This window comes from Propionicimonas sp. T2.31MG-18, from assembly GCF_964266745.1.
GTDB lineage: Bacteria > Actinomycetota > Actinomycetes > Propionibacteriales > Propionibacteriaceae > Propionicimonas.
This window is the reverse complement of record NZ_CAXWGX010000004.1, coordinates 127,399-147,070: the sequence shown is the minus strand read 5'-3', so window position 1 is coordinate 147,070 and position 19,672 is coordinate 127,399. Positions and strand designations below refer to the sequence as shown.

The window sequence follows — 19,672 nt, the reverse complement described above, 5'->3', positions numbered from 1 at the left end:
CGTGCGAGCGGGGTCAGCCCTTGACGGCACCGGCGGTCATGCCGGCCACGATCTGGCGCTGGAAGAAGACGTACATCACGAGCATCGGGATCGTGATCACCAGGATGTTGGCGAACAGCAGGTTGTAGCTGGTCACGTACTGGCTCTGGAAGTTGAACAGGGTGAGTTGCACGGTCGCGTTCTGCTGGCCGGGCAGGAAGTAGAGCGGGTTCTGGAAGTCGTTGAACACGAAGATGCTCTGCACCACGACGATTGTGATGATCACCGACTTGAGCAGCGGGAACACCACCTGGAAGAACAGCCGCAAGGGGCCGGCGCCGTCCACGATCGCCGCCTCGTCGATCTCCCGGGGGATGGTGGCGATGAACGCGCGCATGGTGAGGACGGTGAACGACAGGCCGAACGCCACCTCGATCAGGATGAGGCCCACCAGGCTCTTGAAGATGCCCAGGCTCTGCATCACCCAGATCGTCGGCACCACAGCGGGCGGGATGATCAGCCCGGCCAGCACGAAGGTGTTGATCAGCGGGTTGAGCCGCGACTTCCTGCGGTCGAGGACGTAGGCGATCATCGCGCCGAACACCACCATCAGCGTGACGCTGGCGACGGTGAGGATCGTCGAGTTGATGAACGCGATGATCAGCATGTAGTCGCGCGCCTGGAACACCGCGACCACGTTCTCCCACAGCTGGAAGTGCGCGGGCCAGGAGAACTCGAGCAGGGATGCGTCGTTGGCGTCCTTGGCCGCCATCGTGAGGATGAAGGCGAACGGGACGAGGAACAGCACCGTGGTGAGCACGATGCCGCTCAGGCCGACCAGCCAGCGGGTGGTGCTGCGCATGGCGTTCACAGCGCGGTCTCCTTGGAGTTGAGCCAGCGCGAGAGCGGGTAGATGATCGCGGTGACCACGACGAACAGAATCACGTTGCCGGCGGTGGACAGGCCGTAGAACCCGGCCTGGTACTGCTTGTAGATCACCGAAGCCACGACGTCGGAGGCGAAGCCGGGACCGCCCTGGGTGGTGGTCCAGATCAGGTCGAAGGACCGCAGGCCGCCGATCAGCGACAAGATGATCACCGTCGAGGTGGCCGGGAAGCTCAGCGGCAGGATGATGTTGCGGAACACCTGCCAGGAACTGGCGCCGTCCACCCGGGCTGCCTCGAAGTACTCGTTGGGGATCGCCGCGATGCCGGCGATGTAGATCAGCGTCGCCAGGCCGATGCCCTTCCACACGTCGATCCCCACCACGCTCAGCAGGGCGATGTTGGGGTCGGTCAACCAGCCCGGCCCGTCGCCCCCGGTCACCGCGGTGATCGCCTTGTTCACCACGCCGTTGAACGGGTCGAGCAGCACCTGAAAGGTGAGCCCGACACCGACAGCCGAAACCAGGACGGGAAAGAACGTCACCGAGCGCAGGTAGCCGCGGGCGATGATCGGCGCGCTGAGCACCACCGCGAGCAGCATGCCGAGAACGACCTTCAGCCCCGAGGTGAGGAAGCCGTAGACCAGCGTGTTCCGCAGCGAACCGATCAGGCCGGGCTCGTTGAAGAACAGGACGAAGTTGTCGAAGCCGATGAAGGTCGCCTTGAACAGCGTCCAGCGGGTGAAGGCGAAGTAGAAGCTGAACACCGTCGGCACGATGAACAGCACCAGATAGATCACGCCTCCGGGGATGTGGAACCACAGCGGGTAGGTGCGATCGACGTGCTCTGCGGAGGCGCGGGGCGCTCGGCGCAGGACGACCGGCGTCCCGTCGCGGGACGACGTGGGCGAAGTCATGGTGACGTTTCCTGTCTCATCGGGTGCCCGGCAGGGGCGAGGGAGAGGATTCCTGCCCCTGCCGGGGCGGAGGGCGCGGGGCGGCCGGAGCCACCCCTACGGCATCGATGGATGTAGGTTCAGTGCGGGGAGTGGGGGCCGGCCACTATCCGGCCCCCGCTCGCCGTCACCAGCCCTCGAGGCCCAGCTGCTGGGCCTGCTTCTTCACGTCCTCGTCGTAGCGCTTCGCGCCGTCCGCTGCGGAGGTGATACCCGAGCCGACCTCGACGGTGATCTTCTCCAGGTTAGGGCCCTTGATCGGGGACAGGAACTCCAGCGCCGGGCTGTTGTTGCCCTCGTCGATGAACGCCTTCAGGTCGGTCACGGCGGTCGGCAGGCCGTCGGGCAGCGTCGCGCCCTTGATCATGTACGGGCCGGTCGGGGTGATCGCCTTGGACTGGGCATCGCACGCCTCGGGTGTGGCCACCCAGGCGAGGAACTTCTTGGCGGCCGCCAGCTTGTCACCGGTGGTCGTGGTCGGGATGTAGAGCGCACCCGGAGACCAGGCGGTGAGGCCGTAGCTGGCCGCGTCGTCGCCGGGCTGTGCGAAGAAGCCGATGTTCGCCGCGGCGTCGTCCGACATCCCGGTATAGGCCGAGACGGCGAAGGTCAGCATCGGGTACTGCGCTCCGGTGCCCTTGACGAGCTTCTGCAGGCCCTGGGTCAGCTTGGCCGAGGCGAAGTCCTTGTTCAGGTAGCCGGCCTTCTTCACCTCTTCGAGACGCTGGAACCCCTTGATCGCCGGCTCGTCGACGTACTTGGCCTGGTTGGCGGTGTACTTCTCCGCCCAGTCGGGCTGGGCCGCGGTGACGTTGTGGAAGTCGGCCAGCACGAACAGCTGGGACGTCCAGGTCTCGCCGTAGGTCTGGATCACCGGGTCGATGCCGGCGGCCTTGATCTTGGCGTTGTTCGCCATGAACTCCGCCCAGGTCTTGGGGACCTGGAGCCCGAGGTCGGCGAAGACCTTCTTGTTGTACAGGATGCCGCCGCCCATGGCCTGGCCGAACGGCACGCCGTAGACCTGCCCGCCCGCGGTGACCGAGGACTTGAAGGCGTCCTGGACGTTGCCCATCAGGGCCTCGTCGGTGAGCGGGACGATGTTCTTGGCCGGGTCGAGCGCCTGGAACAGCGAGCCGGAGTTGTACTGGAACACGTCGGCCATGTCGCCGGTGGCGAGCTTGGTCTTGACGACGTTGTCGCCGTCTGTGCCCTGAGCCCGGGTCTCGAGCTTGACGGTCACGCCGGCGTTCGTGGCGTTGAACGCGTCGATCATCGCCTGTGCCGGCTTGGCGGTCTGGTCGGAGTTGTCCGTCAGCAGCGTGATGGTGACGTTCGCGGCGGACGTCGGGCCGCCACTGCTGGAACTGGTGCCCAGCGACCCGGCGGTGCAGGCCGAGAGCGCGAGCACGCCGGCGAGGCCGGCGGCCAGGGCCACGGGGACCCTCTTGCGGAATGACACTTCTTTGTACCTCCTGGTTGCTGGCCGCCACACCGTGTGATCGGCCGGGTTCTGGGGATGGGTCGGTGAGGAGTCCGCTACCCCGCCCGGCCGGACGCCGGTGCGTCCGGCGGCGGGGCACTGGAACGGCGGGCCATGACCTTCGGGGTCAGGACCTCGTGGACGGCCGAGGTGCGCCCGCCGATGCGCTCCAGCAAGAGCCGCATCGCGATCGCCCCCATCTGGGTGCCGGACTGGTTGACGCTGGTCAGCGACATCATCGGGTGGGCGGCGACGTCGGTGTCGTCGTAGCCGACGACGGAGGCCTGGCCGGGGGTGAGTCCGAGCTCGGCGACCGCCTCGAGGACACCGAGGGCGAGTTCGTCGTGGGCGGCGAAGACGCCGACGGGCCCCCCGGCGCGGGACAGCAGGTGCAGGGCGCCGTCCCGCGCCGCCTCCTGGTGGGGTTCGACCCAGACGATCTCGGGGGTGAGGCCGAGGTCGGCCATCGCCCGCTGGTAGCCGATCACGCGCTGCCCGTGCGGCGTCCCGGGCATGGTGTCGGGGCCGTACTCCGCGAGGGTGAGGTGCACGATCCGACGGTGCCCCAGCTCGTGGAGGTGCCGCAGGGCGAGTTCGGCGCCCATGACGTCGTCACCGACAAGGGTGTCGTAGTGCTCAGAGGCGTGGTGTCGGCCGATCATGACCAGCGGGACGCTGCGTCCCAGGTTCTCCAGCCACTCCTGGGGTACCCGGGAGGAGATCGCCACGATGCCGTCGACCTGGCGGTCGACGAGCACCTGGATGGCCTGCGGGCCCTCGTCGTGGTCCGGACCGGCGGGGGCGATGATCAGCTGGTAACGGGTGTCGGCCAGGGCGGTCATCGCACCGGTGATGATCTTGGGGAAGAAGTGGTTGTGGATGCTCGGGATCTCGACTCCGAGCGTGTAGGACGAGCCCCGCATGGCCCGGGCCGACGCGCGCGGACGGTAGCCCAGCTCGTCGATGGCCGCCTGGACCCGCTCGCGCATCGCGTCACTGACGCCGTAGGCGTCCCGGATCACCTTGGACACGGCGGCACGGGACACGCCGGCGACGCGCGCCACGTCCTCGATCGTGATCGAGTTCCTCGCCTGGATCGTCATCGAACCTCTCCTTGGATGAGCGTGTGTAGATCGCTCTACTCTAGCTCCGTAGAGCAATCTACGCTCTCCATAGAGCGGTCTACAAGAGGAGTGGCGAATCAGGCTCGGTAACGATTGGATAAACCGGCGGCCGGCCCGCCCGTCGGAGCGGCCTCAGCCGGCGAGCGCGCGCAACTCCCGGGCGCGCCGGGCGCCGTCGGGATGATCACGGACGGCCTGAACGGCGGTGAGCCCGCCGCGGAGGGCCCGACCGGCCTGGGCCGGCGTCCACTCGGCCGCAGCGAGCGCCGCGGCCAGCTGTGGCTCGTCCGCGCCCACCCCCGCGGTCAGCCACTGGGCGGTCTCGGCCGGCCCGAAGCCGTGCCCCTGCCAGCCCCAGGCGAGTTCCTCGAGTTGCCGCAGCCCGAACTCCCGCAGCATCCTCTCCAGCTCGCGATACCCGTCAACAACCATGACCAGCTACCCCCCCGAATAGCGAACCAGCTGAGCGTAGCGCGCCGCAGGACGGGCGCGTAGCGGGGCGGGCCTGCCGTCCGCATGTCGGCGCCCCCGTCCATCGCCGGTGATGCGCAGGATGGCCAGCGGACGGCCCGGCCCGGGAATAGCCTGAAGGGGACTCCGGGCTCGCATCGAAGGGGATGGGAAGCATGGCCACGAGTGTCAAGCAGATGATCGAGGCGGCGGACGCGGTGGTGCCGCGGATCACGCCACAGGTGGCGCAGGAGCTGATGACGGCCGGTGACGTCCTCGTCGTCGATGTCCGCGACGCCCCGGAGGTCGCACGGGAGGGGAAGGTTGCCGGGGCGATCAACATCTCCCGCGGCCTGCTCGAGTTCCGGGCCGACCCGGCCAGCGCGTCCCACGACCCGCAGTTCCGCACCGACCGTCCGGTGATCGTCTACTGCGCCTCCGGCGGGCGGTCGGCACTCGGCGGCAAGGCGCTGAAGGAGCTCGGCTTCGAGACGGTGTACAACCTCGGCGGGTTCAAGGCCTGGGCGGAGGCCGGCGGCCCCGTCGACCAGCCGACCGCCTGACGTCCTCACCGTCCGGACCGCCCCCGCGCCGAGGGCCAGCCCACAGCACCGAGGACCAGCCCTCAGGTCGAGGGCCGGCACCGGCGTCCTGGCCCTCGGCGACGACGCTGGCCCTCGGCGACGCGGAGGGATGCCGGGACGCCGGCGTCCGGGGCCCGGACGGCGCGACGCCGGCGGTGACGTGAGCCACCGCCGGCGTCGCAGGGAGGACCGGATGCCCGAAGGCGATCAGGCGAGGACCTCGCCCTCCGCGCTCTTCGCGTGCCGGATCCCGAGGAACGCGAGCACCGCCAGCACGATCGCGCCGACGATGGCCACACCGGCGGCGATCGCGGCCACGGTGGCCATGGTGCCGAAGGCGTAGGCGGTCAGCAGCATGCTGCGCAGGGTGTTGCCCATGAACAGCGTCTGGCGGAGGTCGCCCATCTGCTTCACCACGGCCGGGTCGGCATTGGTGTCCTTGCTGAGGGCCATGTACTCGCCGCTGACCTCCTCGTAGGTCTTGCCACCGGAGGCGGCGTTCATGTGCGCGAGGATGTAGTGGTCGGCGAACGCCTTGGCCTGGGCTCCGTTCACGAGGGGCTGGCCGGCGAACGGCGCCAGCGCCTCCTGGTCGGCCGGGGCGAGCTTCGCGAAGGCCGGCTGCTCGGGCATGGTGATCTTCTGGGCCGACAGCTGGTCCGACACCTGGTTCGTGATGAACGAGCTGGCGAAGGCCAGCAGGCCACCCGCGAGCAGCAGCACGGCCGCCAGGGCCAGGCCGATCCAGGAGACCAGGCGGTCAAGGGCACTGCGCTTCATATCTCTCCAATCGGGGGATGAGTCGTGGCTGCCGGGACGGCGTCAGGACGCCGGGGGACGGGAGCCAGAGGGACGACCACCGGGAGCGCGGTTCTCGCCGGAGCCGGGGACGCCGGGACGGCCTACCGGGAGGTCTCCGGTCCGCGATGCCCTGAGAGTCACGTGAGGTCCGATCCGCAAGCAGCTAGTGGTCGCTAGCTAGTGAACACTAAGACAGCCAAGGTGGCAAATCTACGTAGCTGTTAACATCGTTAACGGAGGTGGGGAATGGCCGTCGGCACCCGGGACCGCATCCTCGATGCGGCAGCGGCCGTCGTCGTGCGCGACGGCTCGAAGGGGCTCACCACGAAGGCGATCGCCGCAGAGGCCGGGCTCACCGAGCCGGCGCTCTACACCTACTTCGACAACAAGGATGCGCTGTGCGTGGCGATCGCGCGCGAGCGCATCCCGTGCCACCGGGAGCTCGCCGCGCGGATCACCGCGCAGGTGGGCACGGGCACGGTCCTGGGCAACCTCCGCGCGCAGGCCGGCGACGTGCTGCGCTACTTCCTGGCCGCGATCCCGTTCGAGATCATGTTCTGGGCCGACCCCCGGCTCCGCGCAGCGGGCCGGGACTCGACCCGGGCTCCGGACCTGCTCCCGCCGGCGATGGAGCGGTACCTGCGGGGGGAGGAGGCCCTGGGACGCGTCCCCGCGGGGCGCCCGCTGCGCGCCGTGGCCGACGGGATCGTCGGGGCGCTGTTCCAGCGCGCGTTCGCCGTGACCTTCGCCGAGGAGGCCCTCCGCTGCGAGGACGCCGACCCCCTGCTCACGGAGGTCACGGACCTGGCGGCCGCGGCCCTCGACCTGGACGGAGCCGATCCGTCGCGGCCGGGCTCGCCCTCGTGCCCTGCCCCGATTTCGGGATGACCATCGCGCGGGTGTAGGAGATATCGGTGAACACCACCGACCACAGCCTGGACACCCTCGTCGCCTCCTTCGCCGCCGACTTCCTCCGTCTCGCAGAGCCCGGCCTGGCCGATCGCCTGCTGGCCGACCCTCTCCTCGTCCTCGGCCCGCAGGGCACCACCCCGGTTCCTCGCGAGGCGTTCCTGGCTGCGGTCGGTGCTCGAGCGTCGCGGGTCGGCGAGGCCACGGACGCGGAGACGACGCTGGTGGGCGCCAGCGGGCAGGCCCTGGGCGAACGCATGGTGATGGCCACGCTGCGCTGGGAGTTCCGGCTCGGCACCACCACGGCACCGCTCGTCAGCGACGTCCTGCTCCAGCGCGAGGGCACCGACGGGCTGCGCTGCGTGGCCTACCTGCCCCGGACGAACGTGCTCGACCACCTGCCCTGAGACAGCAGGACGGCCGGACGTCTCCGTCCGGCCGTCAGCTCAGTCCTGGTCCTTCTTGCGCTTCTTGCGCTTCTTGCGGGCCTTCGCCCACGCGAGCACCTTCTTCTCGTCCCACAGCGGCGTCCGGGCGTCGGCCCACAGCTCCTTGGGTGCGTGGAACTCCTTGCCGTTCTTGCGCTCCTTGGACATCGCCGAGCGGAACTGCTCCTTGGGGATGCCCACCAGCTCGGCCGCCTGCGACGTCGTCAACACAGACCGAAGACTACTGTCCCGAGGGCCCCGGCTTCAGAGTTCGGAATGAGGGGACTCGAGGACGTCGAGGATCGTCACCATGTGTTGCGGCGAGTCCCATCGCGACACATCGCCCGTGACGATGTGGAAGAACCCCTTGATTGCGCCGATTGCTGCAGCCATCCCAGCCCCCTTTCGCGTCCTGATCTCGTTGAGGGCCTCCAGCTTAGCATCGCTAGAGATGCCAAACAAGCATCCCTAGCGATGCTAAGCAACCCCCCGCCCCCTGGACGCGTCGCCCCGACACCCCCTCGCCGACCCGGTCTCGACCACTGGGGGCCTCACGGGAAGGTCAGGGATGGCGACGATCCAAGCGGAGCGCCGCCACGAGACCCAGCGCGATGAACGCCGCGGCGACCCAGAGCACCGCGCCCACGCACTGGGCGAACGCGATCGACAACTCGTCGGCCACCGCAGGGCCGAGCGCGCCGAAGTAGCCGCCGGTGCCCTTTGCCCGGATCATCGCGATCACCGCGCCGGCTGTCCCGGTCATGTAGTCGACCATGGTCAGCGCGTCGTCGGCACTCACCCCGGGGACCAGCGCGAGCCGTGCCGGCACCGTCACCGCGAAGCCCACCGACAGGGTCGTGCCGGCCAGCGCCGCGCCCAGGGCCGACCCCAACTGGCGGACGGTGCTCTGGGTGGCGGAGGCCACGCCGGACTGTGCCACCGGAACACCGGCCAGCACGACGGACGTCAGCTGGGCTGCGGCCAGGCCGAGTCCCAGCCCGTAGGCGGCCAGGATGCCGGCGAGCACCCAGGCCGGGGGCTGGGCCGGGACCGCGACGGCCCCCGCCACGGCCGCGACGAGTTCGATCGCGAGACCGAGGGTCACCAAGCGAGGCGCGCCGAGCCGCGCGGACAGCGCCCGTGCCCGCGCGCCGGCGAGGAAGGCCCCGATCGCCATCGCTGCGAGAACCCAGCCCGCCTCCAGCACCGACAGGCGCATGGCGTAGACCAGGTAGAGCGGCAACCCCAGGAGGAGGGCGAATTCCCCCACCGCGACCGCGCCCGCCGCCAGGTTGCCCCCGGCGAAGGCCGGCACCCGGAACAGCGAGAGGTCGAGGACCACCGCCCGGCCGGCACGGGCGCGGCGCGCCTCGACGGCGAGGAAGCCGGCGGTCGCGGCCAGCCCGGCAAGGAGGGCGGGCAATACCGGGGACACCGGCGCCCCGGACGGCCAGGGCAGGCCGAGGACCGTGATCTCGTCCACCGGCCGGACCCAGCCCAGCGACGGCCCCTCGATGAGACCGAACACCAACAGGCCGAGCCCGGACGCGCTCAGCACCAGCCCCCACCCGTCGAACCCGTCCCCGGCCGTACCGCGCGTCTCGGGCACCGCGACGAGGGCGAGGACCACCACGACCGCCGCCACCGGCAGGCTGACGAGGAAGACCCAGCGCCAGTCGAGCGCGGTCGTCAGCCAGCCACCGAGCAGCGGGCCGACCGCTGCCGCAGCGGCCAGAACCGCTCCCCACAGGCCGAAGGCGATGGCGCGGCTGCGTCCCCGGAACATCGCGTTGAGGCTGGAGACGGTCGCCGGCAGGATCATCGCCCCGCCGACGCCCTGCACGCACCGGGACCAGATCAGCTCTCCGGCGTCCTGTGCGCCGGCCGCGGTCAGGCTGGCCGCGGCGAAGACCACCACACCGGTCACCAGGAGCAGCCGCCTGCCGTGGCGATCACCGAGGCGGCCGAAGGTCAGCAGCAGCGCGGCGAACACCACCGGGTAGACGCTGTTGATCCACTGCGCGTCGCTGAGCCCCAGATCGAGGTCGTCGAGGATCGCCGGCAGCGCGACGCCGACGACGGTGCCGTCGAGGACGATCATCGCCAGCGCCGCCGCCAGCGCCACGAACCCGAGCCACGGACGGGCGGCGTCCGGACCGGCGTCCCCCGCCGGGAGTGCGGGCGTCCGGCCCCCCGCGGGCACGGGGAGCGTGGGCTCCGGCGAGGGGTCAGCCCAGCGGACCGAGCGCATGACCGGAGGGGATCGGAGTGCGGAGTCTCATGGCGTCGACGCTACGGACAGCGGTGATGGGCACGCCCTAAGCCAGGATCAAGTCCACCTCAAGCAGGCAGGCCGGTGAACGCGCCGGTGCCGCCCTGCTCGATCACGGCGGCCGCCACCTGCGTGGCGTAGCGGAGCGCATCCTGCGGTCCGCGTCCCCGCCGCAGGGCGGCCAGCAGGCCGGCCGTGGCGGCGTCCCCCGCGCCCACCGTCGTGGCGATGCGCCGCACCGGGGCGGGCGGCAGGGCGAGCCGGATCCCCGCCCAGGCCGACAGGTCGCCGCCGTAGCGCGCCAGCCGTCCGAGCCGGTCCCGGCCGGCGACGCCCAGCAGCACGCCGTGCTCGCCGGCGCTGAGCATGACGACGCCGGCTCCCCACCCCAGCAGCTCCTCGACCAGTGCCCGACCCCGGGACGGGTCCCAGGACGCGTCGAGGCCGAGCGGGCTGGCCAGGTCGTCGTAGCTGGGGGTGAGCACGTCGACCGACGGCAGCGCGGCCCGCAGGAACGCTGGCCAGTCCACCGCCGCGGCCTCCGAGCGCGGGTCGACCCACGCCAGGTCGAGGCTGGTGACGAGCCCGGCGCCCGCGGCGCGGGCCAGGAAGCCGGCCAGGCCCGCGCCCTGGTCGGCGCACACCCCCGGCATCAGGGACGGGTAGCCGAAGTGCACCAGGTCGAGGCCGTCCAGCCCCACCTCGTCCAGGCGCAGCGCGGCGTTGGCCCCGGGGTGGTGCCAGAACGTCCGGTCGGTCGCGGGCGGCTCCACCACGATCGTGTAGCCGGTGGCCCGGTCGCACAGCTGCGGGCGGAACTCGAAGCCGGCCAGGCCCGCGAACCGGTCGACGACGATCCGTCCGAAGTCGTCCCCGCCGATGGCCGCCGTGCCCACGACCGGCACGCCGAGGACGGCGAGCACGCGTCCGGTGTTGCCCACCGCACCGCCGAGCGCGACCGCCGCCGGCCCCACCTGGGCGAGCACACCGGGCCGCAGGACGGGTGGTCCGGGCAGCTGTGGGGTGATGTCGACGGTGAGGTGCCCGACGACGGCCACTCCTGCCATCACACCCCTCCGTTCGGCGGACACGCTGCGGCGCGGACGCTCAGCCCACGTCCTCCTGCGCCTCCGGCTCGGCCTCCGCCGCCTCGATCGGGTCGGCGGTGACGGGGATCCGTCCGGGCGTCGCCACGGGGGCGGTCAGGTCGATGGTGCGGACGGTTCGGGGGGCGAGGGGCTTGGACACGTAGGTGGGACGGGTGATCGGGATCGGGTCCCACAGCGACGACACGGGGGTCACCGGCACGCTGAGCTCGATCGAGTGCTCGTGCTCGGCCGACTCGGCGGGGCTCAGCGAGATCGCAACCGTCTGTTCGTCGGGGCACTCCCTGATCGCGGCCGCGCGCCGGGCCAGGTCCGCGCGCATCGCGCGGACGCTGAACCGGGCGATCACAAGGAACGTCGCAATCAGCACCGACGGGATCACCGCTGCCCACCAGGCGCCGATGCCGACGGCGGCGAGCACGGCCACGATCAGCTGGACGACCAGCAGGAAGATCAGGACCCGGCGGCGCCGCTGGGCCGCGTCACGGTCACGCAGGTGCAGCTCGCGCAGCTGGGCGCGGCGCGTCAGCGGGGTCGACACGGTCGCCGTCCCGGCATCCGCCTCGGCCAGCGACGTCCCGCTCCGGACGATCGTCACCGCGGGGCTGAAGGGGATCTCACCCACCGCCTCGTCGGCCAGGTCGTCGCCCCGGTGGTGCAGGAAGTAGGGCACGAGGTACATCAGCCAGGCGGCAGCGATCACTGCGAAGATCAGCCCGGTCGTACCCACACCCGAACCGTATTCGGCGCGCGGTCGCATCCGGCCCACCCGGGGCGGAGTGTCGAGGATTAGCCGCGCTCGCGCCGTCCGGCCTCGAACCTCGCGAGCACGCCCCCGGGGTGGTCCTCGGGGCTGAGGACGAACACGTCGTGGTCGCGCCAGGCGCCGTCCACGTGCATGTAGCGCTCGCGGCGTCCCTCGTAGCGCGCGCCGAGCTTGCGCACCACGGCGAGGCTGTTGGCGTTCTCGGGACGGATCGCGATCTCGATGCGGTGCAGGCAGAGCACGTCGAAGCAGTAGTCGGCGGCCATCGCGACGGCGGTGGGGATGATCCCGCGGCCCGCCCAGCGCGGGTCGACCCAGTAGCCGACGTGCGCCCAGCACGCCGAGCCGCGGGTGATGCCGGAGACCGTCACCTGGCCCGCGAACACCGGCTTGCCCCCCTCCGGGGTGTACTCGACGGCCCACGGCAGCATCTGCCCGCGGCGCGCCCTGCGGCCGAACACGGTGACGAGCTGCGCGAAGCTCATGCTGGGCTCGGGCGAGCTGGGCGGCCTGCTGGAGTCCCAGGGACGGAACCAGGACGGTGAGAGCTGCCGGATGCGCGCCCAGTCCGCCTCATCCCTGCGACGCAGCGGGCGCAGGGTGACCGGGGGGTGCTCCAGGCGCACCGGCCAGGACGGTCCCGCCATCGACGGCGTCTAGTCCAGCGACCGGCAGGAGACGGCCACGTGCGCCGGCAGGGGCCCCGCGCCGGGCGGGACGACCAGCACAGCGTTCGCCGCGGCCAGTTCGACGGTGCCGGCGCCGACAGCGTCCAGGGGCCGGGCCTCGTCGCCCTCTCGCCGGGCCAGCACGAGGCGGGTGAGGACGGGGTCGGTCGCCACGGTAACGGCGAGCTCCACCGGCTCCTCGGCGAGGGGCGGCCGGTCGGCGCCGGCGAGCCGCTGCACGAGCGGGCGCCCGAAGCACACGTACGCGAGCTGGGCGGCGACCGCGCCGGGTGGCAGCACGAGGACCGGCGACCTCTCGGCCCCGACGAGGGCGAACAGCATGCGGCCGGCGAAGCCGTCCACCTCGGCCACGTCGAGAACGTCCTGGGCGCCGAACACGGCCTCGAGGTCGTCGTCCGCGGCCACGAGCAGCAGCAGGTCGGCCCGGACGAGCTGCTCGGAGATCGTGGTGGCCAGCGACTTCGGCTCCGCGGCGACGATCCCCGCCGCGAACACCTGTGCGCCGTCCGCGCGGGCCGCGGCGGCCAGCATCGTGGTGCAGGCGTCGTAGGTCTGGTCGAGGCGGGTCAGGGGGAGCCCGGGCTCGACGAGGGTGGCGTCGGCGGTGAGTACGACCACGCGCGGACGGGGACGCGCCAGCACCTTGTCGTGGCCGACCTCGGCGATCAGCCCGAGCACGCGCGGGGTGAGCACCGTGCCGGAGGTGACGAGCGGGGTGCCGTCCGCGATCTGCGACCCGGCCGGCCGCAGGTTCTGGCCGAAGGCGGCCTCCGAGGTGAACTGCACCTCTTCGCCCACGGCGAGGCCCTCCCCCAGCGCGACCACGGCGTCCGCACCCTCGGGAACCGGCGCGCCGGCGGCGACGCGCACAGCCGTGCCCTTGGGCAGGGGTGCGCCCCGGTACGGGCCGGGCCCGATCTCGTCCACCACGGGCAGGATCACCGGCAGGTGCGGGCTCGCCCCCACGAGGTTGGACGCGCGCAGCGCCCAACCGTCCACGGTGGCGGAGGTGAAGGTCGGCAGGTCGAGGTCGGCGACGATCGTCTCGCAGATGGCCAGGCCGGCGGCGTCCAGCAGGGCGATGCCGAGCGGGGCCTCGCTGTGCACGTGCCGCAGCAGGAACTCCCGGTGGGCGTCGAGGGTGCGGCGTCCGGAAGGGCCCGCCGCCGGAGCGTCGGGGAACGTGGCCGGCACGGCCGGCTCCGGCTCGACCGCGGGCGCGGGCTGCGTGCCGTCCCCGGCTCGGGTGAAGAGGGCCATGCGCCCTACGATAAGTCAGTGACCAGCGACGGCCGCGAAGGCCAGCCGCGAGCCACCCGATCCGGCGAGAAGGCCGAACTGCGCCTCCGGATCGGGGCTGCGCGAGCGTCCCGTCCCTCCGATCCCGCCGGGGACGACGCCCGGACGGCCCGTGCGCTCGCGGCCTGCGCGGGCGTCCCCGTGGTCGCAGCGTACGTCTCCCGTCCCGGCGAACCGGACACCCTCGCCCTCATCGAGCACCTGCGGCAGGCGGACGTCCGGGTGCTCCTCCCTGTGCTGCGGCGCGCACCGGACTGGGCCTGGTACACCGGGCCCGACGACCTCGCGCCCGGCCCGCTCGGCATCGCCGCCCCCACCGGGCCCCCGCTCGGCCCTGAGGCGCTGGGCACGGCCGGCTGGGTCTGGCTGCCCGGTCTGGCCGGCACCCCGGACGGACGCCGGCTGGGCACCGGCGGCGGGTGGTACGACCGGGCCCTGGCCTGGTCAGCGGCGCACGCCCGGCGCGGATTGCTGCTCTTCGACGAGGAGGTGCTGCCCGACGTGCCGACCGACAGCTGGGACGTTCCCGTCCACCTCGTGGTCACCGAGCGGCGGCGCATCGACGCGGAATAGTGCCGGCGATTTCCTCGTTCCCCAGGGTGCTGGCTACCATTTGACCGTCCCTGTCGATCCTGTAGGAAGTGACATGCCCACCTACCAGTACCGGTGCACCTCGTGCGGCACGGATGTGGAAGTCGTCCAGAAGTTCACCGACGACCCCCTCACCGAGTGCGCGGAGTGCGACGGAACCCTGCGCAAGGTGTTCAACGCCGTCGGCGTCGTGTTCAAGGGATCCGGCTTCTACGCCACTGACAACCGCAGCAAGGGCAAGGCCAACGCCGCGACCCCGGCCAAGCCGGCCCCGGTCGACAGCGCGCCGGCCACTGCGGCGTCATCCACAGGGGCCAGCAGCGCGGCCTGAGCCTGTGGACGCCTGACGCGCTGGGGCGACGTCGGCTGAAGATTCAGGTATGCGCCTGATCGACCCGCTCCGCCGCGCGTTCCGCTGGCACCGTCGCGGTATCGCCGCGCTCCTCCTCGCCGTCGCCGTCCTCAGCGGGCTGGCCGCCGTCGGCCCCCGTTCGTCCGGGGGCGTGGCGGTGGTCGTCGCCGCCCGGACGGTTCCCGGCGGCGCCACGCTCACCCCCTCCGACCTCACCGTCGCCCTCCTGCCGCCGCAGGCCGTGCCGGAGGGGGCGGAGGGCGATCCCGGTCAGCTCGTCGGGCGGACGGTGGTCGTCGACGTCCCGGTGCGCCAGGCGCTCACCGCATCGGTGCTCCTCGACGGGGTCGGCGGTGTCGGGCCGGGGCTGCTCGCGCTGCCGGTCACCTTCGGCACCACGGGGGCGGTGGCACTGCTGCGCACGGGCCAGCGGATCGACGTGCTCGGCGCGAGCGCCGCCGGCTCGGGCTTCGGCGTCATCGCCGCGGGCGTACGGGTGGTCGCCATCGCCCCGTCGGACGCGGGGCTGCTCGGCGGCACCGACCCCTCGCTGGTCCTGCTGGAGGTCACCGCCGCGCAGGCGGCGGCTGTCGCCGCCGCGATGTCGGTCTCTGGCCTGAGCTTCGCCCTTCGCTGAGGCGGCCGGGTAGCGTGCGGAGTCCACCGAACCGGAAAGAGGGCAGGCAGATGAAGGGATTCAGGGATTTCCTGATGCGCGGGAACCTGATCGAACTGGCCGTCGCATTCATCATGGCGACCGCATTCACCGCTGTCGTGACCACGTTCACCCAACTGGTGATGGACGTGATCGGGAAACTAGGGGCGCAACCCGATTTCAGCAGCGTCGCGATCGGCGGAGTGAATGTCGGCACCTTCATCACCGCTGTGGTGACCTTCGTGGTGACGGCCGCCGTCGTGTACTTCGGGCTTGTCAGGCCCTACGACGCCGTCAAGGAGCGGCTCTCGACGCCGCAGCCCGACCAGCCCGCCGCACCGAGCTCGGAGGAACTGCTCGCCGAAATCCGCGACCTGCTCCGGGCGCGGGCGTAGTTGGCGACGGCCGCGCGCTTCAGGAGCCGTGGTGCGGGGGGACCTCCCGCAGCAGCCGGAGCTCGTCGGCGTTCAGCCGCCGGCGCCCCGAGGGCGGGCGCGTCTCGAGGGTGGTGAGGTCGAGGAGCTCCCGCACCCGGCCCATCAGCGCCGCCAGCTGCGCGGCGCCGCAGCCCGCCCGCAGGGTCGCCGGGACGAGGTGCGGCCACCCCTGTTCTGCCTCCAGCACCCGCCGGGCATGGTCGGCGATCCGCGTGCGCGTCCACCCGAGAGCGGCGAGGTCGTCCACGAGCCCGGACGGATCGGGCGCCTGCGCGTCCGGCAGGTCCAGCTCCTCACCGGTCAGCGCGTACCCGAGCGCGGAGTGCCAGCGTCCGCTCACCGGAAGGAGTGCGGGGTGCCGTCGTCGGGCAGGTCGACCGCGCCCACGACGGCCGCCGGGGCGTCGAAGCGCCACTCCCCGCGCACCCGCAGCGACGTGGCGCCCCGCAGGGACGGCACCACGGTGACGAGCGCGTCGAAGTCGTCGATGAGCCGGTAGTGGCGTCCGTCCAGGTCGATCTCCGGGATGCGCTCCACGCGGCTGTGCAGGCGACCGTCCGGCTCGAGCTCGAAGAGGTCGGAGCGCAGCAGCAGCAGCTCGTTGGTGGTCTTCACCGGCAGGAAGCGGTCACGACCGACGGCGATCGCCGTGGCCCCCGGGAACACCTCGATCGCCGCGCCCATCGCGCTCTCCAGCTGGATCACCCTGGGTGAGGTGGGGTCCGCGGGGTCGACGGTCTTCTCGTTGCGGATCAGCGGGAGGCCCAGCACGCCCCCGCGCTCGGCGAGGGTGTCGCGCAGCTGGACCAGGTCGAGCCACAGGTTGTTGGCGTGGAAGTACGGGTGGCGGAACTCGTCGGTGAAGAACTCCATCTCCTCGGGCGCGGTCTGGGCGGTGTCGCGCAGGATCAGCTGTCCGTCGGAGATCCGGACGGCGAGATGCCCGCCCTTGCGGTCGTTCACCGTCCGCGGGCACACCTCGGCCGCGTACGGCGCACCGGACGCGGCGAACCAGCCGGCCAGTCGCGCGTTCGGTGCGGCACCGAGGTTGTCGCCGTTGGCGACCGAGGCGTAGCGGAAGCCGGCGTCCACCAGGGCGTCCAGCACCCCGGTGCCCAGCAGCGCCGGGTAGAGGTCGCCGTGACCCGGCGGGCACCACTCCTGGCCGGGATCGGCGGGCCAGGACACCGGCGCGAGGCTGTCGGCCAGGATCTTGGGCTCTGCGTTCTGCAGGAAGTCCAGCGGGAGCCCGTCGACGGCGAGCCCCGGGTAGCGCTCGAGGTGGGCGAGGGTGTCCTCCCGGGTGCGGAAGCTGTTCATGAACAGCAGTGGCAGGCGGGCGTCGTAGCGCTCGCGGGCGTAGCGCACCTGGTCGACGATGAGGTCGAGGAACGTCCGTCCCTCGAGCACCGGGAGCAGTGTCTTGGCGCGGTCCAGGCCCATCGAGGTGCCCAGCCCGCCGTTGAGCTTGATGATCACCGTCTTCTGCAGGGCATCGCGCGCGGCGGCGTCGTCCACCTCGACCTGGTCGAGCCGGGGCGGGTCGGTCAGCGGACGGATGGTGTCCTCGAGGATCAGGCCGGTCGCGCCCGAGGCGCACAGCTGCCAGTAGTGGGCGAAGTTGTCCACGGCGGCGCGGCTGATCCCCGCGGCACGCATCTTGTCCAGGCACTGCTCGAGGGCGGTGGGGCTCATGCGGCGATGCTAGCCGGGACAGGACGGGACGCGCCTCCGCGGCGCCTGCTGAGACCTCGCGGCCACCGGGCCGGCGGGCGTTCGCGCGAGGGCCCTGCGGACACAGCGAGAGTGACGCACCGCGAAGGGCTTGAAGCCGTCTACCCACCCCCAGGAGACAACATCGTGTGCGTCACTCTCGATTGAGGACTCTAGCCGAACCGGGCGGCAATTCAAACTCGAATCGCGAATTCCCAGCGCACTCACAGGTTGTTTCACCCCTAGCCAGCCGCGCCGTCACTCGGCCGGGGGACAGTGCCGTCAGGCGGTAGGCTTGTGGAGCCCGCAAGGGCGTCCGGGCCCCATAGCTCAGGGGATAGAGCAGAGGTTTCCTAAACCTTGTGTCGCAAGTTCGAATCTTGCTGGGGTCGCAGAATGCGTGCGTCGTCCGCCGTGACAAGCACGGACGTCACGCCGACCTGTTCGCACTCCCCACCCGTCTGCGACCCCGCTCCCCCGCGAGGGCCAGCCTTCCGGCCGAGGGCTCGTCCACAGGTACTGGCCCTCGGCGTTAGGGCTGGTCCTCGATCACGAAGGCTGGTCTTCGATCGACGGGGCCGGCGTTCGGGCCGGGGCCGGCGTTCGGGTCCCCGGGCCGGCGTTCGGGCCGGGCCCGGCGTTCGAGCCCGAGGCCGGCGTTCGGGCCCGGACCGGGGCGTTCAGCCGATGGTTCCGGTGCGTGCCAGGTCGGCGAACCAGTGGGCGCTGGCCTTGGGGATTCGGCGCTGCTCCGCGTCCACCCGGACGACGCCGAAGCGCTTGGCGTAGCCCTCCGCCCACTCGAAGTTGTCCATCAGCGACCACGCCAGGTAGCCGCGCACGTCGGCACCCTCCTCGATCGCCTGGTGGACGGCGGTCAGGTGCCCGCGCAGGTACTCCACCCGGTCCTGGTCGTCGACGAAGCCGTTCTCGTCCGCCACGTCGTCGTAGGCCGCGCCATTCTCGGTGATCACCAGGCCGGTGCCGGTCGCGCCGGTGTAGGTGGTGTGCAGCCACACGAGCAGGCGACGCAGTCCGTCCGGGTCGACCTCCCAGCCCATCGCGGTCAGCGGCAGGTCGCGCATCACCTGCACGGCGTCAGGGGCGGACGGGTGCGGGGTGGGGCCGGACGGCGCGTCGCCCGGCCCCGCGGCACGGAACACGTTGGTCGTGTAGTAGTTCACGCCCAGGACGTCGATCGGCGTGCTGATCGCGGCCAGGTCGCCGTCCTGGACGAGGTCGGACGGCCACAGGCCGGCCAGGTCCTCCAGCGCGTCCTCGGGGTAATGGCCGTGCGCGATGGGCTCGATGAAGAAGCGGTTCGCGGTGGCGTCCACCCGGCGGGCCACGTCGACGTCCTCGGGGCTGTCGGACGCCGGGTAGGACGGGGTGAAGTTCAGCGTGATGCCGAGGCTGGCGTCGGGATCCGCCACGCGCAGCGCCTGCACCGTCCACCCGTGGGCGAGCAGCAGGTGGTGCGCGGCCTTGATCGCGGCGACCGGATCGGTCCAGCCGGGAGCGTGCACGCCGGCGGAGTAGCTCAGGAACGACGAGCACCAGGGCTCGTTCAGCGTCGTCCAGGTGCGCACCCGGTCGCCCAGCCGGTCGTGCATGGCAAGGGCGTAGTCGACGAACCGCTCGGCGGTCGCCCGGTTCGTCCAGCCGCCCGGCAGCGCAGCGGGCAAGTCCCAGTGGTAGAGCGTCAGCCAGGGCGCGATGTCGTGGGCGAGCAGCTCGTCCACGAGGCGGGAGTAGAAGTCCATGCCCTTGGGGTTCACGCTGCCGTCGGCGTGCATGACCCGCGGCCAGGACACCGAGAACCGGTAGGTGTTCATGCCGAGGTCGGCCAGCAGCTTCACGTCCTCGGGGTAGCGGTGGTAGTGCTCGCAGGCGACCAGCCCGTCGTCCCCGTTCACGATCTTCCCTGGCTCGCGGCAGAACACGTCCCAGATCGAGTCCTCCTTGCCGTCCTCGGTGGCGGCACCCTCGATCTGGTACGAGGACGTGGCAGAGCCGAAGAGGAACCCCTTCGGGAATTCGATGCCCATCATCAAGTCCTTCCCACCCGCGGGCCCTGCTCCAGTGCCGGGACCACCACGAATGATCGCGCTCTCATTGCGGTTGGGAGCAACTTAGCACCGCTCACCAGTGATGCGCGAAGCCCCGTCCGGCCAGAAGGGGTCGGCGGGACGGGAAGA

The 19,672-nt window shown here is 71.5% G+C and carries 23 protein-coding genes and 1 tRNA gene; 8 read left to right on the top strand and 16 right to left on the bottom strand.

Annotated features, from left to right (window positions below; all coding sequences use genetic code 11):
* Positions 1 to 13: 13 nt before the first annotated feature.
* The 5 genes from ACFQQJ_RS04610 to ACFQQJ_RS04590 all read right to left on the bottom strand — a co-directional run bounded on the left by ACFQQJ_RS04610 (position 14) and on the right by ACFQQJ_RS04590 (position 4,854).
* Positions 14 to 841 (bottom strand): carbohydrate ABC transporter permease, encoded by an 828-nt coding sequence (locus ACFQQJ_RS04610; protein ID WP_377104602.1) that lies wholly within the window; start codon positions 839 to 841, stop codon positions 14 to 16.
* A 5-nt stretch (positions 842 to 846) separates the two neighbouring features.
* A complete protein-coding gene (locus ACFQQJ_RS04605) occupies positions 847 to 1,779 on the bottom strand; it encodes a carbohydrate ABC transporter permease (RefSeq protein WP_377104582.1) in 933 nt (310 codons plus the stop codon).
* Positions 1,780 to 1,945: 166 nt separating this feature from the next.
* The gene (locus ACFQQJ_RS04600) at positions 1,946 to 3,277 is read right to left on the bottom strand and encodes an ABC transporter substrate-binding protein (RefSeq protein ID WP_377104580.1); all 1,332 of its coding nucleotides are present in this window, start codon (positions 3,275 to 3,277) and stop codon (positions 1,946 to 1,948) included.
* A 77-nt stretch (positions 3,278 to 3,354) separates the two neighbouring features.
* A complete protein-coding gene (locus ACFQQJ_RS04595; protein WP_377104578.1) occupies positions 3,355 to 4,401 on the bottom strand; it encodes a LacI family DNA-binding transcriptional regulator in 1,047 nt (348 codons plus the stop codon).
* Positions 4,402 to 4,554: 153 nt separating this feature from the next.
* Positions 4,555 to 4,854: a hypothetical protein gene (locus ACFQQJ_RS04590; protein WP_377104576.1), complete on the bottom strand. Its 300-nt coding sequence runs from the start codon at positions 4,852 to 4,854 to the stop codon at positions 4,555 to 4,557.
* A gap of 194 nt (positions 4,855 to 5,048) precedes the next feature.
* Between ACFQQJ_RS04590 and ACFQQJ_RS04585 the strand changes: the two genes are divergently transcribed.
* On the top strand, positions 5,049 to 5,435 hold the full coding sequence (locus ACFQQJ_RS04585; RefSeq protein WP_377104574.1) for a rhodanese-like domain-containing protein: 387 nt from the start codon (positions 5,049 to 5,051) through the stop codon (positions 5,433 to 5,435).
* A gap of 228 nt (positions 5,436 to 5,663) precedes the next feature.
* On the opposite strand, the gene ACFQQJ_RS04580 is transcribed toward ACFQQJ_RS04585, so the two are convergent.
* Positions 5,664 to 6,236, bottom strand: coding sequence for a hypothetical protein (locus tag ACFQQJ_RS04580; protein ID WP_377104572.1), 573 nt, complete (start codon positions 6,234 to 6,236; stop codon positions 5,664 to 5,666).
* Positions 6,237 to 6,503: 267 nt separating this feature from the next.
* Here ACFQQJ_RS04580 and ACFQQJ_RS04575 point away from each other — a divergent pair, with 267 nt between their 5' ends.
* Complete coding sequence (locus ACFQQJ_RS04575) at positions 6,504 to 7,145, top strand: TetR/AcrR family transcriptional regulator (RefSeq protein WP_377104570.1); 642 nt, start codon at positions 6,504 to 6,506, stop codon at positions 7,143 to 7,145.
* Positions 7,146 to 7,171: 26 nt separating this feature from the next.
* A complete protein-coding gene (locus ACFQQJ_RS04570) occupies positions 7,172 to 7,573 on the top strand; it encodes a hypothetical protein (RefSeq protein ID WP_377104568.1) in 402 nt (133 codons plus the stop codon).
* A gap of 39 nt (positions 7,574 to 7,612) precedes the next feature.
* On the opposite strand, the gene ACFQQJ_RS04565 is transcribed toward ACFQQJ_RS04570, so the two are convergent.
* From ACFQQJ_RS04565 to ACFQQJ_RS04535, 7 genes are all read right to left on the bottom strand, one after another.
* On the bottom strand, positions 7,613 to 7,825 hold the full coding sequence (locus tag ACFQQJ_RS04565) for a hypothetical protein (protein ID WP_377104566.1): 213 nt from the start codon (positions 7,823 to 7,825) through the stop codon (positions 7,613 to 7,615).
* 33 nt (positions 7,826 to 7,858) lie between these two features.
* Positions 7,859 to 7,987: a hypothetical protein gene (locus ACFQQJ_RS04560; RefSeq protein ID WP_377104564.1), complete on the bottom strand. Its 129-nt coding sequence runs from the start codon at positions 7,985 to 7,987 to the stop codon at positions 7,859 to 7,861.
* Between the two features lie 169 nt (positions 7,988 to 8,156).
* Positions 8,157 to 9,845 carry an MFS transporter gene (locus ACFQQJ_RS04555; protein ID WP_377104562.1) on the bottom strand — a complete coding sequence of 563 codons (1,689 nt, stop codon included), beginning with the start codon at positions 9,843 to 9,845 and terminating at the stop codon, positions 8,157 to 8,159.
* Between the two features lie 89 nt (positions 9,846 to 9,934).
* On the bottom strand, positions 9,935 to 10,933 hold the full coding sequence (locus tag ACFQQJ_RS04550) for a carbohydrate kinase family protein (protein WP_377104560.1): 999 nt from the start codon (positions 10,931 to 10,933) through the stop codon (positions 9,935 to 9,937).
* A gap of 40 nt (positions 10,934 to 10,973) precedes the next feature.
* Positions 10,974 to 11,702, bottom strand: coding sequence for a hypothetical protein (locus ACFQQJ_RS04545; protein WP_377104558.1), 729 nt, complete (start codon positions 11,700 to 11,702; stop codon positions 10,974 to 10,976).
* A gap of 59 nt (positions 11,703 to 11,761) precedes the next feature.
* Positions 11,762 to 12,385: a GNAT family N-acetyltransferase gene (locus ACFQQJ_RS04540; RefSeq protein ID WP_377104556.1), complete on the bottom strand. Its 624-nt coding sequence runs from the start codon at positions 12,383 to 12,385 to the stop codon at positions 11,762 to 11,764.
* A 9-nt stretch (positions 12,386 to 12,394) separates the two neighbouring features.
* Positions 12,395 to 13,687 carry a hypothetical protein gene (locus ACFQQJ_RS04535; RefSeq protein ID WP_377104554.1) on the bottom strand — a complete coding sequence of 431 codons (1,293 nt, stop codon included), beginning with the start codon at positions 13,685 to 13,687 and terminating at the stop codon, positions 12,395 to 12,397.
* A gap of 18 nt (positions 13,688 to 13,705) precedes the next feature.
* Between ACFQQJ_RS04535 and ACFQQJ_RS04530 the strand changes: the two genes are divergently transcribed.
* From ACFQQJ_RS04530 to ACFQQJ_RS04515, 4 genes are all read left to right on the top strand, one after another.
* On the top strand, positions 13,706 to 14,299 hold the full coding sequence (locus ACFQQJ_RS04530; protein ID WP_377104552.1) for a 5-formyltetrahydrofolate cyclo-ligase: 594 nt from the start codon (positions 13,706 to 13,708) through the stop codon (positions 14,297 to 14,299).
* A gap of 73 nt (positions 14,300 to 14,372) precedes the next feature.
* Positions 14,373 to 14,648, top strand: a complete 276-nt coding sequence (locus ACFQQJ_RS04525; protein ID WP_377104549.1) for an FmdB family zinc ribbon protein — start codon at positions 14,373 to 14,375, stop codon at positions 14,646 to 14,648.
* A gap of 49 nt (positions 14,649 to 14,697) precedes the next feature.
* Positions 14,698 to 15,306: an SAF domain-containing protein gene (locus ACFQQJ_RS04520; RefSeq protein ID WP_377104547.1), complete on the top strand. Its 609-nt coding sequence runs from the start codon at positions 14,698 to 14,700 to the stop codon at positions 15,304 to 15,306.
* 50 nt (positions 15,307 to 15,356) lie between these two features.
* Entirely contained in the window at positions 15,357 to 15,719 is a 363-nt protein-coding gene (locus tag ACFQQJ_RS04515) for an MscL family protein (protein ID WP_377104545.1), read from the top strand.
* A gap of 19 nt (positions 15,720 to 15,738) precedes the next feature.
* Here ACFQQJ_RS04515 and ACFQQJ_RS04510 read toward each other — a convergent pair whose 3' ends face one another.
* Complete coding sequence (locus tag ACFQQJ_RS04510; protein ID WP_377104543.1) at positions 15,739 to 16,101, bottom strand: hypothetical protein; 363 nt, start codon at positions 16,099 to 16,101, stop codon at positions 15,739 to 15,741.
* On the bottom strand, positions 16,098 to 17,456 hold the full coding sequence (locus ACFQQJ_RS04505) for a UTP--glucose-1-phosphate uridylyltransferase (RefSeq protein ID WP_377104538.1): 1,359 nt from the start codon (positions 17,454 to 17,456) through the stop codon (positions 16,098 to 16,100). Before ACFQQJ_RS04505 ends, ACFQQJ_RS04510 begins: the two co-directional genes overlap by 4 nt.
* A gap of 337 nt (positions 17,457 to 17,793) precedes the next feature.
* Between ACFQQJ_RS04505 and ACFQQJ_RS04500 the strand changes: the two genes are divergently transcribed.
* Positions 17,794 to 17,866 (top strand) — tRNA-Arg (locus ACFQQJ_RS04500).
* A gap of 288 nt (positions 17,867 to 18,154) precedes the next feature.
* Here the strand turns inward: ACFQQJ_RS04500 and ACFQQJ_RS04495 are convergent.
* Complete coding sequence (locus ACFQQJ_RS04495) at positions 18,155 to 19,522, bottom strand: GH1 family beta-glucosidase (RefSeq protein ID WP_377104536.1); 1,368 nt, start codon at positions 19,520 to 19,522, stop codon at positions 18,155 to 18,157.
* Between the last annotated feature and the right edge of the window lie 150 nt (positions 19,523 to 19,672).